This window comes from Mycolicibacterium aubagnense, assembly GCF_010730955.1.
In the GTDB taxonomy this organism is placed as follows: domain Bacteria; phylum Actinomycetota; class Actinomycetes; order Mycobacteriales; family Mycobacteriaceae; genus Mycobacterium; species Mycobacterium aubagnense.
In genome coordinates, this window is record NZ_AP022577.1 from 810,672 (window position 1) to 824,863 (window position 14,192).

Annotated in this window: 14 protein-coding genes; 10 read left to right on the plus strand and 4 right to left on the minus strand. The window is 63.7% G+C overall.

Annotated elements, in window-relative coordinates; genetic code table 11:
- Positions 1-199: 199 nt before the first annotated feature.
- On the plus strand, positions 200-799 hold the full coding sequence (locus tag G6N59_RS04085) for a phosphatase PAP2 family protein (RefSeq protein WP_138230945.1): 600 nt from the start codon (positions 200-202) through the stop codon (positions 797-799).
- Between the two features lie 12 nt (positions 800-811).
- Here G6N59_RS04085 and G6N59_RS04090 read toward each other — a convergent pair whose 3' ends face one another.
- Together G6N59_RS04090 and G6N59_RS04095 are read right to left on the minus strand one after the other, a co-directional pair.
- Positions 812-1,708, minus strand: coding sequence for a universal stress protein (locus G6N59_RS04090; RefSeq protein WP_138230946.1), 897 nt, complete (start codon positions 1,706-1,708; stop codon positions 812-814).
- A gap of 331 nt (positions 1,709-2,039) precedes the next feature.
- Positions 2,040-3,533, minus strand: coding sequence for a bifunctional aminoglycoside phosphotransferase/ATP-binding protein (locus G6N59_RS04095; protein WP_138230947.1), 1,494 nt, complete (start codon positions 3,531-3,533; stop codon positions 2,040-2,042).
- Positions 3,534-3,699: 166 nt separating this feature from the next.
- Between G6N59_RS04095 and G6N59_RS04100 the strand changes: the two genes are divergently transcribed.
- From G6N59_RS04100 to G6N59_RS04115, 4 genes are all read left to right on the plus strand, one after another.
- Positions 3,700-4,698 carry an Acg family FMN-binding oxidoreductase gene (locus G6N59_RS04100; RefSeq protein ID WP_138230948.1) on the plus strand — a complete coding sequence of 333 codons (999 nt, stop codon included), beginning with the start codon at positions 3,700-3,702 and terminating at the stop codon, positions 4,696-4,698.
- Positions 4,699-5,021: 323 nt separating this feature from the next.
- On the plus strand, positions 5,022-5,849 hold the full coding sequence (locus G6N59_RS04105; RefSeq protein WP_163910939.1) for a universal stress protein: 828 nt from the start codon (positions 5,022-5,024) through the stop codon (positions 5,847-5,849).
- A 70-nt stretch (positions 5,850-5,919) separates the two neighbouring features.
- Entirely contained in the window at positions 5,920-6,567 is a 648-nt protein-coding gene (dosR, locus tag G6N59_RS04110) for a hypoxia response regulator transcription factor DosR/DevR (protein WP_138230950.1), read from the plus strand.
- Positions 6,568-6,632: 65 nt separating this feature from the next.
- Positions 6,633-8,339: a GAF domain-containing sensor histidine kinase gene (locus G6N59_RS04115; RefSeq protein WP_138230951.1), complete on the plus strand. Its 1,707-nt coding sequence runs from the start codon at positions 6,633-6,635 to the stop codon at positions 8,337-8,339.
- A gap of 1 nt (position 8,340) precedes the next feature.
- Here G6N59_RS04115 and G6N59_RS04120 read toward each other — a convergent pair whose 3' ends face one another.
- Both G6N59_RS04120 and G6N59_RS04125 read right to left on the minus strand, forming a co-directional pair.
- Positions 8,341-9,081 (minus strand): Rv1733c family protein, encoded by a 741-nt coding sequence (locus tag G6N59_RS04120; RefSeq protein ID WP_138230952.1) that lies wholly within the window; start codon positions 9,079-9,081, stop codon positions 8,341-8,343.
- 120 nt (positions 9,082-9,201) lie between these two features.
- Positions 9,202-10,434 (minus strand): IS256 family transposase, encoded by a 1,233-nt coding sequence (locus G6N59_RS04125; RefSeq protein ID WP_163910946.1) that lies wholly within the window; start codon positions 10,432-10,434, stop codon positions 9,202-9,204.
- A gap of 156 nt (positions 10,435-10,590) precedes the next feature.
- On the opposite strand from G6N59_RS04125, the gene G6N59_RS04130 reads away from it, so the two are divergent.
- The 5 genes from G6N59_RS04130 (at position 10,591) to G6N59_RS04150 (ending at position 14,173) form a co-directional block, all read left to right on the plus strand.
- Positions 10,591-11,169, plus strand: coding sequence for a GNAT family N-acetyltransferase (locus tag G6N59_RS04130; RefSeq protein ID WP_138230966.1), 579 nt, complete (start codon positions 10,591-10,593; stop codon positions 11,167-11,169).
- 5 nt (positions 11,170-11,174) lie between these two features.
- Positions 11,175-12,170, plus strand: coding sequence for an Acg family FMN-binding oxidoreductase (locus tag G6N59_RS04135; RefSeq protein WP_138230967.1), 996 nt, complete (start codon positions 11,175-11,177; stop codon positions 12,168-12,170).
- A gap of 80 nt (positions 12,171-12,250) precedes the next feature.
- The gene (locus tag G6N59_RS04140) at positions 12,251-12,724 is read left to right on the plus strand and encodes a hypothetical protein (protein WP_234884271.1); all 474 of its coding nucleotides are present in this window, start codon (positions 12,251-12,253) and stop codon (positions 12,722-12,724) included.
- 32 nt (positions 12,725-12,756) lie between these two features.
- Entirely contained in the window at positions 12,757-13,194 is a 438-nt protein-coding gene (locus G6N59_RS04145) for a hypothetical protein (RefSeq protein WP_138230968.1), read from the plus strand.
- A gap of 28 nt (positions 13,195-13,222) precedes the next feature.
- Complete coding sequence (locus G6N59_RS04150) at positions 13,223-14,173, plus strand: PPK2 family polyphosphate kinase (protein WP_138230969.1); 951 nt, start codon at positions 13,223-13,225, stop codon at positions 14,171-14,173.
- Positions 14,174-14,192: the final 19 nt, after the last annotated feature.

The window sequence follows — 14,192 nt, forward strand, 5'->3', positions numbered from 1 at the left end:
TTACCTTCGCCCTCGACCCACTTTGTTGCGACTCATGGTCAACACTCGCCGGTGGGTAGCGGGCACTGATAGGGACGAAAGACCCTCCAGCGCGTGCTGATCGGTGGCAACATTCGCGGGTCGGGTGCTCACGAGTCGCCGCGCTGGATCACCATTGACTCCGGACACCAGACACCGCGGCGAACTGAAAGCACCGGCGATGAACCTCGACACGCGAATCTTCTACGTCATCAACGATTTCGCTCGCGATACTCCGTGGCTGCAGCCACTGCTGGCCGCGTATGCCAACGACGGAGTGCTCCTGTTCGTCGTGTTGCTGTTGGCCGGATGGTGGGTTGCCCGCAAGAGCACGGACCCGATGGCCATGGTCGCAGCGGTGTGGGCACCGCTGGGAGTGTTTGCCGCCTTACTCGTTTATGACCCGATCGCCATTTCGGTGAATGAGACGCGTCCGTGCAACGTGCTTCGCGACATCGTGGTTTTGCACTGCAATACCGACGGCGGTTTCCCGAGCATCCATGTCGTCATCGCAGCGGCGGTCACCGCGGGACTGTGGTTGGTGGACCGTCGCCTGGGCATCGTGGCGGCCTTTGCCGCGGCGTTGATGGCGTTCGCGCGCGTATACGTAGGTGCCCACTATCCGCGTGATGTCCTCGCGGGCCTTGCGCTGGGTGTTGCGGTCAGTTTGGCCGGCTACGTCCTGATGCGGCCCGCCCTGCGCCGGTTTCTCGCCTTCCTCGGCAGAACCAGGCTGCGGGTCCTGGTCACGAGGACGCCCGCCGGCACGACTGACGACTAAAGGAACTGGTCCCTATTCTTGCGGGGCCATCCTCGCCACCGTGACGCTGTCAGCAGAACACCGCTGGCGGGCAACGCCATTGCCAACAGCGACGGGCGGTGTCGGCCGGATGAACAGCAGCGTGCAGTCCGAATCCTTCAAAGCCTTTCGCACCTCGTCGCTGGTCAGTTCTGCGACCAGCTCAGGGCGGTCTCCGGGCACGATCACAAGCTGGTCGATGCACGCACTCTGCCGCAACAGGTTGGTCAGGTGTCCGGGCATCGCCAGGGTGACCGACTCGAGATGACTGTTGTCCGGATCCTTCACATACCGTTTCAGGGCGGCGTGCACCGGATGTCTGGCATCGGCCTGCTGGCTCGAATGCGACCACGGCTCCAACATCAGGATCGGCGCGTCGCGCCATGCCGAATCAGCTTCGGCAGCCTCGAACACAGCGGTGGCAGAAGCTGATTCGTCGAGCACGGCCAGAATCCACTTCCGGTGGTCGAAGTCGCGGTGTGCCCGACGAATGACCGCTACCGAGCCCGGTGCCCTGCGGGCGACCTCGGCAGCCGTGGATCCGCGGGGAGCGTCCGGCGTGTCGTGTCTTCCGCGGTCACCGACACAGACCATCGCCGCGCCGCGAGACTCCTCGACTAGGCATTCCACCGGATCGCCAGAAACGATCTCCGATTCGAGCTTGACGTCGATGTGGCTCTCGCCCACCGCTTTCCATGCCTTGTGCAATGCGTGCTGCGCCCGGTCGATGTTCTCCTGACTACCGGCATCGACCGCGTCCATGACGTAGACCAGGCGCAGTGTGACGTCTCGGCTCGCTGCCTCGAGTGCAGCCCACCGCGCGGCGCGCAGCGCATGTTTGGAACCGTCGATACCGACGACGACGGGCTTCGGGGTGGCGGTGACATTCATCGGAGGTCTCCGTCACGCTGCCCGGGGCAAGAAAGCGCCGGTGATCCACGGCCACGTGCGGCTATTGGTGAACTCCGAGAGCATCGCAGGCATGGCGGAGGCTCTGACAGCTACCACGGTGCCGACTATCGCGTAGAACGGTCCGAGTACACGAGCGAAACCACGTGTCCGCGGCTGGACTTCCTGATTCGCGATCATGTCGCTACTCCATTCTCTGGAAACCCTGAGATCGCTTGATCTCCAGGGACATCAGACCGCGCCCGGGCGCCCGACCCTAGTGCCTAAGGTCCCTCGCGCCAGGCGAAAATGCTCTGTCGCAGGCCGATTCCCATCAAAGTGCGCAGCGATAGACCGCGACAGCGGCGTCCACCGATGCGCTGAGCGGGCCGGTGGTGTCGATACGGTGCGCCTCGGGCCAGCTGAACGGTTCCTTCGCCAACTCCGCAGCAATCTCGGCGGTGACCTCGGAGGTGCTGTTGCGCCTGCTACCAATCCGTTCCTGGGTGGTGCCAAGAGGTGCCGAGCATTCGATTTCGACCGTGGGACAGCTGTGCTCGCGGCCCTGAGTTCGCGCGTGCCGTCGCATATCGGCGTCCCGCCAGGTGGCGTCCAGGATGACGGAACATCCCCGCGCGAGCAGCAATCCTGCTCGCTTCAGCATCTCTCGGTAGACCAGCTCGACCTGATCACGGCTGTAGCGGCCTGCTCCATACTGCCCGGCGGGTCCGCCCAACCGGCCGCCCGCGCGCAGTTCGGCCCGGACATCGTCGCTCGAAATAACTTGTGCCGCAATGGTAGTAGCCAATGCTCGGGCGACCGTGCTCTTGCCCGTCCCGGGGGCGCCACCGACCAAGACCAACCGAACCGTCGCTGCGCGTAGGTTTCTGATCGCCAGTTCCAGATGCCGCACCGCGTCGGGGCGGCCGGCGGCATCGCCTTGTTCCATCCGGATGCAATCGACCTTGGCCCGGACGGTCGCCCGGTAAGCACAGTAGAAATACGCCAACGACGGCGGCGCGGTATCACCTGCGGCCAGCCGGTAGCCGGCCAGGAAGTGGTCGGCCAGCGCACCAGCTCCCCGGAACTGCAGGTCCATCGCCAGGAACGCCGCGTCGTCGATGCCGTCGACGTAGCGGAGCTGATCATCGAACTCCAGACAATCCAGAATGGCCGGCCCATCAGCTGTACAGAAGATGTCTCCGGCCTGGAGATCACCGTGCCCGTCGACGATGCGGCACTGATCGATGCGCTCGTCGAACAGCGCTGCGCGGCCATCGACGTATTGCCGAAAGAGGCTGCTGATCAGGGCAATAGAGCCGGCGGCGTCCAATACCCGGGCCCGGCGGCTGAGCTCGGCCAAATTTTCCTCCCACCGTGCGACGACGGCCGTGCGGCGTCCGGCCGCGTTGATCTCGTCGCCGTGCGACGATTCAGCGTGCAGCCGCCAAAGCTGTTGCGCGATGGCGTCGAGGTGCCCTTTCGCCGGCCGGTCGGTGGCGATAATGGTGGCGAGGCGTTCGACATCGGGATATCGGCGCATCTCGATCACCGGCTCGCCCGAGCCGCCGGCGGGTTCGACCAGATGCGCCAGTCCGAGGTAACTGTCCGCGGCCAACCTGCGGTTCAGTTCGATCTCGCGCAAGCAGGCACGTTCACGGCGCTCTCGCGTGCTGAAGTCGAGAAAATCCGTCACTACGGGCTTCTTCGCCTTGTAGGCACGATCGCCCGCCAAGACCACCAGGCCCGTGTGCGTTTCGTGAACTTCGATGCGTTCGGTCGGAACCCTCACGGTGTCAGTGACGTGAGGTGTGACGGCGAGGCCCATGGCAGCAATCCTTGCCGCCATGGGCGAGTCAACGATGCGGCCATCGGACCCACTGATGACCGCCAATGGTCACATGTCCGGGTATTGATGACTTCTGGCTCTGTCAGGGCAGGGCCGCATCGGGCACCGTCGGTGTCGAATTCGCACCGCCGAGAAGGAACATCTCATGACGAAAACCACGATTTCACTGCGAGAAATCGAAGATGCGGTACACCTGGCGTGCCGGGCGCCGTCGTTCCACAACAGCCAGCCGTGGAAGTGGGTTCTGGAATCGGCCACCCTGAAGTTGTTTCTCGACACCGATTGGCTGGTGGCCACCGACAACTCTGGGCGTCAGGCAATGTTGAGCTGCGGCGCGGCACTGGACCACCTGCGGGTGGCGATGGCGGCAGCCGGTTGGACGACCCTGGTCGACCGTTTCCCTAATCCGAACAACCGTCATCACCTCGCCGACGTCGACTTCCGGCCGGCCGTCGGCGTGACTCCGGCACAACGGCGGGCGGCGGACGCAATCCTGTGCCGCCGAACCGACCGACTACCATTCGGTGCCGTCGAAGACTGGCCGGCCTTCGAAGAGTTACTGCGGCTGGCCGTAGGCAACCGGCCGACTCAGATTGACGTCCTGGCGGCCGGACAGCGCACCGAACTGGCCGAGGCATCGCATCTTGCCGAGGTGCTGAGGATGTACGACGCCGCCTACCATGCCGAATTGGACTGGTGGACTTCACCTTTTGGCGCCACGACTGGTATCCCGCATAGTGCCCTGGTCTCGGCTGCCGAAAGCGATCGAGTTGACATCGGGCGCTCGTTCCCGGTCACGCACACCCGGGAGCGACGCCAGCAAGCCGGTGATGACCAGGCCACCGTTGTGGTGATCTCGGCGCTCGACGATACCCGGCAGGACATCTTGCAGTGCGGAGAGACATTGTCCGCAGTGCTGCTGGAGGCCACCATCGCTGGCTTAGCCAGTTGCACGCTCACGCATCTGACCGAGCACCCGGCCACCCGCGACATCATCAGCACGCTCACCGGACATCCGCTGCCGCAGGTGCTGGTCCGTATCGGTACCGCCCCAGCCCTCGATGAGGTCCCGCCACCGACACCGCGACGCCAGCTGTCGGATGTCTTCCGTTACCGGCCACATCGCCCGCATGACCGGAATTGATGCCGGAGCGCTTGACTGCCGTGTGGCAGCACCGCGCTTTCGCATCAAGCGCCCCGTTGCACACAGCGCGGCGGCAAGCACCACGCCCGTGACCAGCTGCTTCTTCATGTCATCGACGATGGCGTCAGAACCGGTTGCGGGCTAGAGCACATCGACCCGCGGTCGCGGCCGACAGTCCCGCCGCCGCAGGTCACTGTGTCGCGTGACTAGGGACCAATTCCCCTGCCACCGCCGGCATCACGACACATACCGTCGACGAATAGTCAGCTGGGTGAGTTCAGGAGAGTACGGAGATGTACAAATCAGCGTCACCGTCGTCAGCCGTGGTGGTCGGCATCGATGGCTCACAGTGGGCGGTGAACGCTGCCCTGTGGGCCATCGACGAAGCGATCAGTCGCGATGTGCCTCTGCGTTTGCTTTATGTGGTTGAACCACGTGGCCATGGCGACATCGATCCCGAACAGGAAGCCCGAGATTTGGCCTGTGCCGACGTGTCTGTCCGCCGGACCCTGGTCGCAGTCGAGTCAGCCGAGAAACCGGTGAAGATCGAGTGGGAAGTTCTGCAGGGGCACCCCGCCAGGGTGCTGTTGAACGCGGCCCGATCAGCCGATCTCCTCTGCATGGGCTCCCTCGGCATCGCCCATGCGACAGGGTCCCGGCTCGGCTCCACCGCAGCGAATTTGGCGACCTCGGCGCTGTGCCCGGTTGCCATCGTTCGCAGCGGCGGTCAGCATCGGTCAGCAGGTCCCCGGCACGTGGTCGTAGAGATCGACGAGAGTCCGGACAGCGTCAATGTTCTCGACGCCGGCATTACTGAAGCCCGGCTGCGCGGTGCCCCGCTGACGGTGCTGGCGACGTCGACGACCAAGCTGGCGGACGTTCACGAGCACATCCCGGATGAGAACGCCCGCGCGCGTTTGGACAAGCGGCTTGCGCGCCACCGCCTGGCCAACCCGGACATCGAGTTCAATCCGGTCACCGTCAACGTTTCAACGATGAATTATCTGGAGCACCATGCTGATTCGATCCAACTACTGGTCATCAGCAGGCATCGCCGGCCCGGTTTGGGAGAGATCGTCGGGACGGCGCGCGCGGTTCCGAGTCAGGTCAACTGCAGCGTATTGATTTGCCAGCATAACCAGCGCTTGTAACCGCTGACTGGCCTATCGTGAGGGATAATTGAACGCATACAAGTACGTCGGCATCCGGAAGGGTATCTGAATGGTCACTGTTTTTCTCGTCGATGACCACGAGGTCGTGCGGCGTGGATTGATCGACCTGCTGAGTGCGGACCCTGACCTGGAGGTCATCGGTGAGGCCGGGTCGGTGTCGCATGCCATGGCCCAGATTCCTGCACTGAGGCCCGACGTCGCGGTGCTCGACGTGCGCCTCCCGGACGGCAACGGCATCGAGCTGTGCCGTGATCTGCTGTCCCGTCTGCCCGACCTTCGTTGCCTGATGCTGACCTCGTTCACTTCTGACGAGGCCATGCTGGATGCGGTCCTGGCCGGCGCGAGCGGCTTCGTCATCAAGGACATCAAGGGCATGGAACTGGCAGAGGCCATCAAAGCCGTCGGCGCGGGACGGTCCCTGTTGGACAATCGCGCCGCGGCAGCGTTGATGGCCAAGCTGCGCAACGCCGCCGAACGGTCGGACCCCCTGTCGGGCCTGACCGACCAGGAGCGGGTGCTGCTGGATCTGCTCGGTGAAGGGTTGACCAATAAGCAGATCGCCGCGCGGATGTTCCTGGCGGAGAAGACGGTAAAGAACTATGTGTCGCGTCTGCTCGCCAAACTTGGCATGGAGCGGCGGACCCAGGCTGCGGTGTTCGTGTCGAAACTGGACAGACCCCAGCTTTCGGACAATTGACCACGACTGACCCGCAACTACCGACAAATCGCGCCGCACTTCTGTTGCGATGACACAATTACCTGATGAGTGATGGCGGCAGCGGCGCTGACCATCCGCTGCGGGCGACGCTGTCCGGACTGCGGTTGCGTGAACTCCTCAGCGAAGTTCAGGACCGGGTGGAGCAGATCATCGACGGCCGCGACCGCCTCGATGGGCTGGTCGAAGCGATGCTCACCGTGACATCCGGTCTGGAACTGGATGAGACGTTGCGAACCATCGTCCACACGGCAATCGAACTGATCGACGCACGCTACGGCGCCCTCGGAGTGCGCGGTACCGACCACGAGCTTGTGCAGTTCGTCTACGAAGGTATAGACGAGGAGACCCGCTGCAAGATCGGGCCGCTGCCCCAAGGCCGCGGGGTGCTCGGCGTGTTGATCGATGAGCCGAAACCCATTCGGCTGGAGGATATTCGCACGCACCCCGCTTCTGTGGGGTTTCCCGAGCATCACCCGCCCATGCGGACCTTCCTTGGCGTGCCGGTACGCATCCGCGACAAGGTTTTCGGCATCCTGTATCTGACCGAAAAAACATCCGGGCAGCCATTCGGCGAAGACGACGAAGTGCTGGCTCAAGCACTGGCGGCCGCTGCCGGCATCGCTATCGACAACGCCCGCCTTTACGACCAGTCGCAACGTCGCCAGGCCTGGATCGAGGCCACTCGCGATATCGGTACCGCGCTGCTGTCTGGCACCGCGCCGGCCGAGGTGTTCCGACTCATCGCCCAAGAAGCGCGCTCGCTGACCGATGCCGATATCGCGCTGATGGCGGTCCCCGAGGAAGACGACGTGCCAAGCAACGAGATCACGAAGCTGCAGGTCATTGACATCGTCGGCGACGCTCGGTCGACTGCCGCACTACAAATCCCGGTGACCGACGGGCCGGTCGCCGATGCCTTCCGCCAACGAATTCCGTCGCGCTGCGAAGCCGCCGACCTCCCCGCTGACATCGCGCTCGACATGGCACATGCGCTCGTTCTACCGCTGCGCACCACCGGGACCGTCATCGGCATCCTGGTTTTGCTGAGGAGTACGGCCCGGCAGCCGTTCACCGACGACCAGGTGGACACGATGGCTGCCTTCGCCGATCAGGCCGCGCTCGCCTGGCAACTTGCGGCAAGCCAACGGCAGATGCGCGAATTGGACATCTTGGCCGATCGGGACCGAATCGCCCGCGACTTGCACGACCATGTCATCCAGAGATTGTTTGCCGTTGGGCTCACATTGCAAGGCGCGGTCCCCCGCGCGCGCTCCAGCGATGTGCAGCAACGCATTACCAAATGCGTCGACGACCTACAGGACGTGATCACCGAAATCCGCACGGCGATCTTCGATCTCCACGGCGGCTCGAGCACCACCACCCGACTCCGACAGCGACTCGACGCCGCCGTGTCCGCATTCTCCAGCAACGCACTACACACCACTGTCCGGTACGACGGCCCACTATCGGTGATCGAACCGGACCTGGCCGACCATGCCGAAGCGGTGGTCCGGGAAGCGGTGAGCAACGCCGTCCGTCATGGCAACGCCAGCGCGATCAGCGTCACCGTCACCGTCACCGACGACTTGCACATCGAGGTGACCGATAACGGCGAGGGGCTGGCCGAGGTTATTACCGAGAGTGGTCTGACGAACTTGCGCCGACGAGCCATGGACAGTGGCGGTGATATGTCGATCGAGCCAGCCCAAGATGGCGGCACGGTGCTGCGGTGGTGGGCACCTCTGCCGTGAGCTACTTGCGGTAGCGGTCCTTTCTCCCGCCACCGTCCCGATCAAGTTCATGCCATTCGGCAGCCCAACCCGCATGTCGCTTGCGGTCAAGCCACCAGCGCAAGACCTGGACGGCCAGGTAAAGGCTTCCGGTGAACCCCAACCACATCATGGCTGCCGCACCGAAAGCCGCGGCAGACACCTCATCGCGGGTCTGCGGTGGGCCAACGTATTCACCCCGGCTGTTCACCCAAACCGATGTCCGATCACCGGACTTCAAATTCTGGGGCCCGACAAACCAGGCACTGTGGTCGGATCCGCCGGCGCGCCAGCTGACGTGCGATCGGAAATCAACCGCCCCGATACGCGATATGACGCTGCTGTTCTCTAGAGCAGTTGCGTCGACGGTGTGCCACTCGACAGATTGCCGCGCCAACGCCTGCCTCTGCTGGTCGTAGACAGATGTGCCGAACGCCGCGACCGGGGCGATCAGAACAAGCGCAAAGATCAACGCCGCCAGTCGCGCACCGGCTTCGAGACGGTCGCTGCGACGCACCAGTGGGCTTCGGGAAAAGCACATGACGTTTCGGTGCCATACCTCAGCGAACGGGCTCCAGGTGTACTCGTCCATGGCGGACTCCTCGGTTGGGTCTCGCGCGACGTGGCGCTGCATGCGACCCCTAGTTTGCGACCCAGGAGCCGCCCTCAGGCAGAGACCAATGTCCTTGCGTTCCAATGACGATGGGCATCGATTCTGCGTCATACCGCCGTGCTCCTGGCTGCTGCGCAAGTGACCAATGGCACTGTCAATCGCGTGGCGCCACCGGTCAAGTCCAGGGACGTGGTGTATGACGTCGTCGTGTGATTCTTCGAGGTAGTTGGGTCAGGCGGGCAGTGCCGCGGGGGTAGCCTCCTGTTCGGTTGGGGTGTCGTTGACGGTGCGTGATTTGCTCAGAACGTCGAGGCCGAGGTAGCGCCGCGACTCGGCCCATTCGTCGTGTTGTTCGGCCAGCACTGCTCCGACGAGACGGATCAGGGCCGCGCGGTCGGGGAAGATGCCCACGACGTCGGTGCGCCGGCGGATCTCCTTGTTGAGTCGTTCCTGGGGATTGTTGCTCCAGATCTGGCGCCAGATCTGCTTGGGGAACGCGGTGAACGCCAGCAGATCCGGCCGCGCCGCTTCGAGGTGATCGGCGACATTGGGCAGCTTGTCGGACAATGCGTCGATGATCCGATCATATTGAGCAGCAACGGATTCAGCGTCAGGTTGGTCGAACACCGAGTGCAGCAGGGTGCGCACCCAGGGCCACGAACTCTTGGGAGTGACGGACATCAGGTTGGTCGTGTAGTGGGTTCTGCAGCGCTGCCACGCCGCTCCGGGCAGGGTGGCCCCGATGGCGGCGACCAGCCCGGCGTGGGCGTCGCTGGTGACCAGTTTGACCCCGGACAGGCCGCGGGCGGTCAACGACCGCCAGAACGTCAACCAGCCCGCCCCGTCCTCAGCGGTCGTGACATCGATTCCCAGGATCTCGCGGTAGCCCTCGGCGTTGACCCCGACGGCGATCAGGGCGTGCACGTTGACCACCCGGCCGGCTTCACGCACCTTGAGCACCAGAGCGTCCGCAGCGACGAACGTATACGGGCCGGCATCGAGCGGCCGGGTCCGGAACGCCTCCACGGCGGCGTCGAGTTCCTTGGCCATCACCGACACCTGCGACTTCGACAACGACGTGATGCCCAGGGTCTCGACCAGCTTGTCCATCCGCCGCGTCGAGACACCAAGCAGGTAACACGTCGCCACCACCGTGGTCAGGGCCCGCTCGGCGCGTTTACGGCGCTCCAGCAGCCAGTCCGGGAAGTAGGATCCTTGCCGCAGCTTCGGGATCGCAAGATCCAAAGTCCCTGCACGGGTGTCGAATTGACGGTGTCGGTAGCCGTTGCGGGAATTGCGCTCAGCCGAGCGTTCGCCGTAGCCGGCACCGCATAGGGCGTCGGCTTCGGCGCCCATCAGGGTGTGGATGAACGTGGCCAGCAGCTCGCGCAGCACGTCGGGATGGGCAGTGGTGAGTCGTTCGGCCAGCACAGTGGGCAGATCGATATTGTGGGCAGTGGTCATCGCGTCGATTCCTTTGCTCGAGTGACTTTGGACGGTCTCTCGAAGAATCACGCGATGACCTTCAATCACTCGGCTACGACACGCCGGTACCGCTGATCAGGTCCGACTCGTACACCACCTTGATGGACGCAACCGCGCCACCTGCAGGATCGCTTTATGAAGATCGAGCACACTCCGGTCGGGTACCTGCCACCGGCCACCTTCTCGGCGCCGGCGTGGCAATGTCGCGAAACGCCCTGGAGCGGAGAGAAGATCACTGTGCGCGATCTCGAACCCGATGACTTCCCCGCAGTCATGGCGCTCGCCGGCAACCTCGGCGGTGATGGACTCTACCTCCGGTTCTTCACCTACGGCGCGATGTATCTGGCCGCATGGGAACACTCCGTGACCGAGTATGTACCCGGCAACGTCTCACTCGGCGCCTTCGACGGCAACGACCTTGTTGCCGTCGGAAAGTATGTCGCCACCGGCGAGTTCGGTGCCGGGGAAATCTCCATCGTGGTCGCGCACCGCAATCACCGCGGGATCGCCACGGTGCTACTGAGGCGGCTCGGTGACTATGCCAGATCCGCAGGAACACAACGCCTGGTTGCTGACGTGCTACCGCAGAATCGCGCTGTGCGCCGGGTCATCGCAGACGCCGGCTGGCCGTGCATTCAGCGTCGCGACGACGAGATGCTCACCGTGGAAGTCGACCTGACTGCATCGCTGTCTGCCACATGTGCTGTGAGGTGAAGAACATGTCCACCACGTTCCCCGACCGCGAGACCATTCGCGCAGCCATGGCGCTCGCAACGCGTGCGCCTTCGGTCCACAACACCCAGCCCTGGCGGTGGCGGATCGGCTCGCACAGCGTGCAACTGTACGCCGAGGAGGGACTGCATCTGGTGCACACCGATCCCGACGGCCGCGATCTGCTGATCAGTTGTGGTGCGGCACTGCATCACGCGGCGGTCGCCCTCTACGCGCTGGGCTGGCAACCGACCATCCACAGGTTCCCGAATCCTGCTGAGCCCAACCACCTCGCCGCGATCGAAGTCGTTCGGTGCACTCCACAACAACCCGAAATCGCGCTCGCCGCCGCGATTCCCCGGCGTCGCACCGACCGGCGTTACTACAGCGGATGGCCGGTTGCACTCGGAGACGTCGCCCTGATGACTGCCCGCGCCGCCCGCCTCGGTATCGGGCTGCGTCGGGTAAACCTCAATGACGTCTTGGTCACCGCACTGCGGCAAGCGGTTTCACAGCACGTTCACGACACCGAGTATCTCACCGAACTCACAACGTGGAGCGGGCGCTACGCCTCGGTGGCCGGCGTGCCCGCTCGCAGTACGCCGACACCCGACCAGGGAGCCGCTGTCCCCAGCCGTATTTTCGCCGGCCCCATGCTCAGCCAACCCGCGGGGACGGCCGCAGCGGACGACAACGGATTACTCTTGGCCCTCGGCACGTCAACGGACACTCCACTCGATCGGCTCCGGGCCGGTGAAGCCACCAGCGCAGTTCTGCTCACCGCGACCGCACAAGGACTGTCGACCTGCCCGGTCACCGAGGCATTGGAGAATCCTGATTGCCGGAAAATCGTCGGAACGGACGTTTTTGGTGACGAACTGTTCCCCCAGATGCTCATTCGCGTCGGCTGGGCGCCGCTGAATGCCGATCCGCTGCCCGCGACCCCGCGCCGGCCCCTGGCCGACGTGGTCTCGTGGCTCGACGACGATGCTCCATTCACGTGATTCGGCTCGATGCGATGCCGACCCACCGAGCAATAGCCCGCTACCCCAACGGAATAGCAAGCCGAAGAGAAATCAATACCATGAGCACATCCCACCCCATCGAGTACCGGACCCGCATGTTCGCTCGGGTACTCGGACCGTATCTCCTCATCGCGTCCGGCACGGTCGTGACCCGGCCCGGCTACGTCAAGACTCTGATGAATGCGTTTGACGGAAGCTCCGTCTGGCCCTGGATCACCGGTGCATTCGTGTTACCGATGGGACTGGTCGTGATCGCGCTGCATCCGTACTGGCGCGGGTTTGCCGCAGCTGCCGTGTCAGTCCTGGGATGGATGACGGTGGCCAAGGGAATCGCGTTGATGACCTTCCCGCAGTCATACCTTTCCGTGGGACAAGACGCGTTTACCCGAGCACCGTGGTGGACCATCAGCCTCGTCGTCATGGCATTGATCGGGCTGTACCTCACCGTCATCGGGTGGGCTCCGAACCACCGATCGGCCGCATCCGCCCAGACCACAGCCGATGGCATTCGGGATCTGCCCCGGGCGGTCTAGTCCCAACGACACGTCGTCACAAGGGAGTCACGATGAAAACCGAGCATCTGAGCGCCGCAACAGCGATGGTGTTCAGCACAGTCTTGTTCGCGTCCCCGGTCTGCGCCGACGAAGGTAGCGGCGGTGCAGACCCTGCCGTAGGTCAGCCGTGTATGGCGGTCAACTTGAACGACACCGCGAAGGGCCCTTCCGGTGAGGCACTACGTTGCCTCGCAACCGGCAGTGGTGGTTTCTCCTGGATGGCAGATACCGGCGCAGCCGGCACCATCGCCCAGTTGGAAAAAGAAGGATACAGCGTGCAACTGGAGCGCGTGGGCGGTGCACCGATGGACAAATGCACGGTGCAGAACGTCTGGGACCCCGTCATTCAAACCCGCACCGACCGTTCGACCCCTGGGGGCCAGAACTCTCACGCCACCACCATCGTCATCAGCAAGACGATCAAGGTTTCTCTCGATTGCACCGGCTAGCGACAACCAACCGCACAATCGACAGACCATGAAACCCACAGCACCGAGTTCCATTGAGGGTCAACACCTTCAGCCCGCGGCCACGCGCGTCGACGGTCACCCTGACTGGCAAGCCCTGGCCGACGCGGCAAGGGTCACTCCCGGTTCACACGTCAACCTCTCTCGAGACCACGACCCCGGACGACACACGCCCGGCCTGGCCAGAGACAGTGGTGAATCTGAGCTTGCGGAGGCGAAGGCGCTACTGCTGGATTTGCAAGATCGGTTCTTCGCCGCTGCTGAGCACGCGCTGGTCGTGGTACTCCAGGCGATCGACGCCGCGGGCAAGGACGGCACGATCAAGCACGTCATGAGCGGGCTCAACCCGGTTGGTGTCGACGTGTACAGCTTCAAGGAACCCACGCCCATCGAGTCTGCCCACGACTACCTGTGGCGCTATCACCGGGTGTTACCCGAGCGCGGGCGCATCGCGGTGTTCAACCGGTCCTATTACGAGGCGGTCTTGACGACCAGAGTGCACCCCGAAGTGCTGGAACCACCGGTCGCATCCACCGAACTCCATCACCTGTGGCACAGACGGTTTCAGGAAATCAACGAGTGGGAGCGCTACCTTCACGACAACGGGACGGTCATCGTGAAGCTCTTCCTCAATCTCTCGAAAAGCGAGCAGAAGCGCCGATTTCTGGAACGCCTGGAGAATCCGCAGAAGAACTGGAAGTTCTCGGTGAATGATCTGGCCGAGCGCGCGCACTGGGACGACTATCAACTCGCGTTCCAGGAAATGCTCACCCACACGAGCACCGCGTGGGCGCCGTGGTACGTCGTTCCTGCCGACCACAAATGGTTCAGTCACTTGACCACCTCAGCTGTGCTGGTGCAGTCGCTGCGTGGGATGGAGCCGAAGTACCCTGCCCTGACCGATGCCGCGAGAGAGCGCCTGACAGCGGCAAAGTCGACACTCGACAGCGAGCCCGGCTGACGCAGGAGTCGACGGTGAC

Coding starts and splice junctions, on each gene's coding strand:
- G6N59_RS04085 (WP_138230945.1), top strand. CDS start 200: ATGAACCTCGACACGCGAATCTTCTACGTCATCAACGATTTCGCTCGC.
- G6N59_RS04090 (WP_138230946.1), bottom strand. CDS start 1,708: ATGAATGTCACCGCCACCCCGAAGCCCGTCGTCGTCGGTATCGACGGT.
- G6N59_RS04095 (WP_138230947.1), bottom strand. CDS start 3,533: ATGGGCCTCGCCGTCACACCTCACGTCACTGACACCGTGAGGGTTCCG.
- G6N59_RS04100 (WP_138230948.1), top strand. CDS start 3,700: ATGACGAAAACCACGATTTCACTGCGAGAAATCGAAGATGCGGTACAC.
- dosR (WP_138230950.1), top strand. CDS start 5,920: ATGGTCACTGTTTTTCTCGTCGATGACCACGAGGTCGTGCGGCGTGGA.
- G6N59_RS04115 (WP_138230951.1), top strand. CDS start 6,633: ATGAGTGATGGCGGCAGCGGCGCTGACCATCCGCTGCGGGCGACGCTG.
- G6N59_RS04120 (WP_138230952.1), bottom strand. CDS start 9,081: ATGACGCAGAATCGATGCCCATCGTCATTGGAACGCAAGGACATTGGT.
- G6N59_RS04125 (WP_163910946.1), bottom strand. CDS start 10,434: ATGACCACTGCCCACAATATCGATCTGCCCACTGTGCTGGCCGAACGA.
- G6N59_RS04130 (WP_138230966.1), top strand. CDS start 10,591: ATGAAGATCGAGCACACTCCGGTCGGGTACCTGCCACCGGCCACCTTC.
- G6N59_RS04135 (WP_138230967.1), top strand. CDS start 11,175: ATGTCCACCACGTTCCCCGACCGCGAGACCATTCGCGCAGCCATGGCG.
- G6N59_RS04140 (WP_234884271.1), top strand. CDS start 12,251: ATGAGCACATCCCACCCCATCGAGTACCGGACCCGCATGTTCGCTCGG.
- G6N59_RS04145 (WP_138230968.1), top strand. CDS start 12,757: ATGAAAACCGAGCATCTGAGCGCCGCAACAGCGATGGTGTTCAGCACA.
- G6N59_RS04150 (WP_138230969.1), top strand. CDS start 13,223: ATGAAACCCACAGCACCGAGTTCCATTGAGGGTCAACACCTTCAGCCC.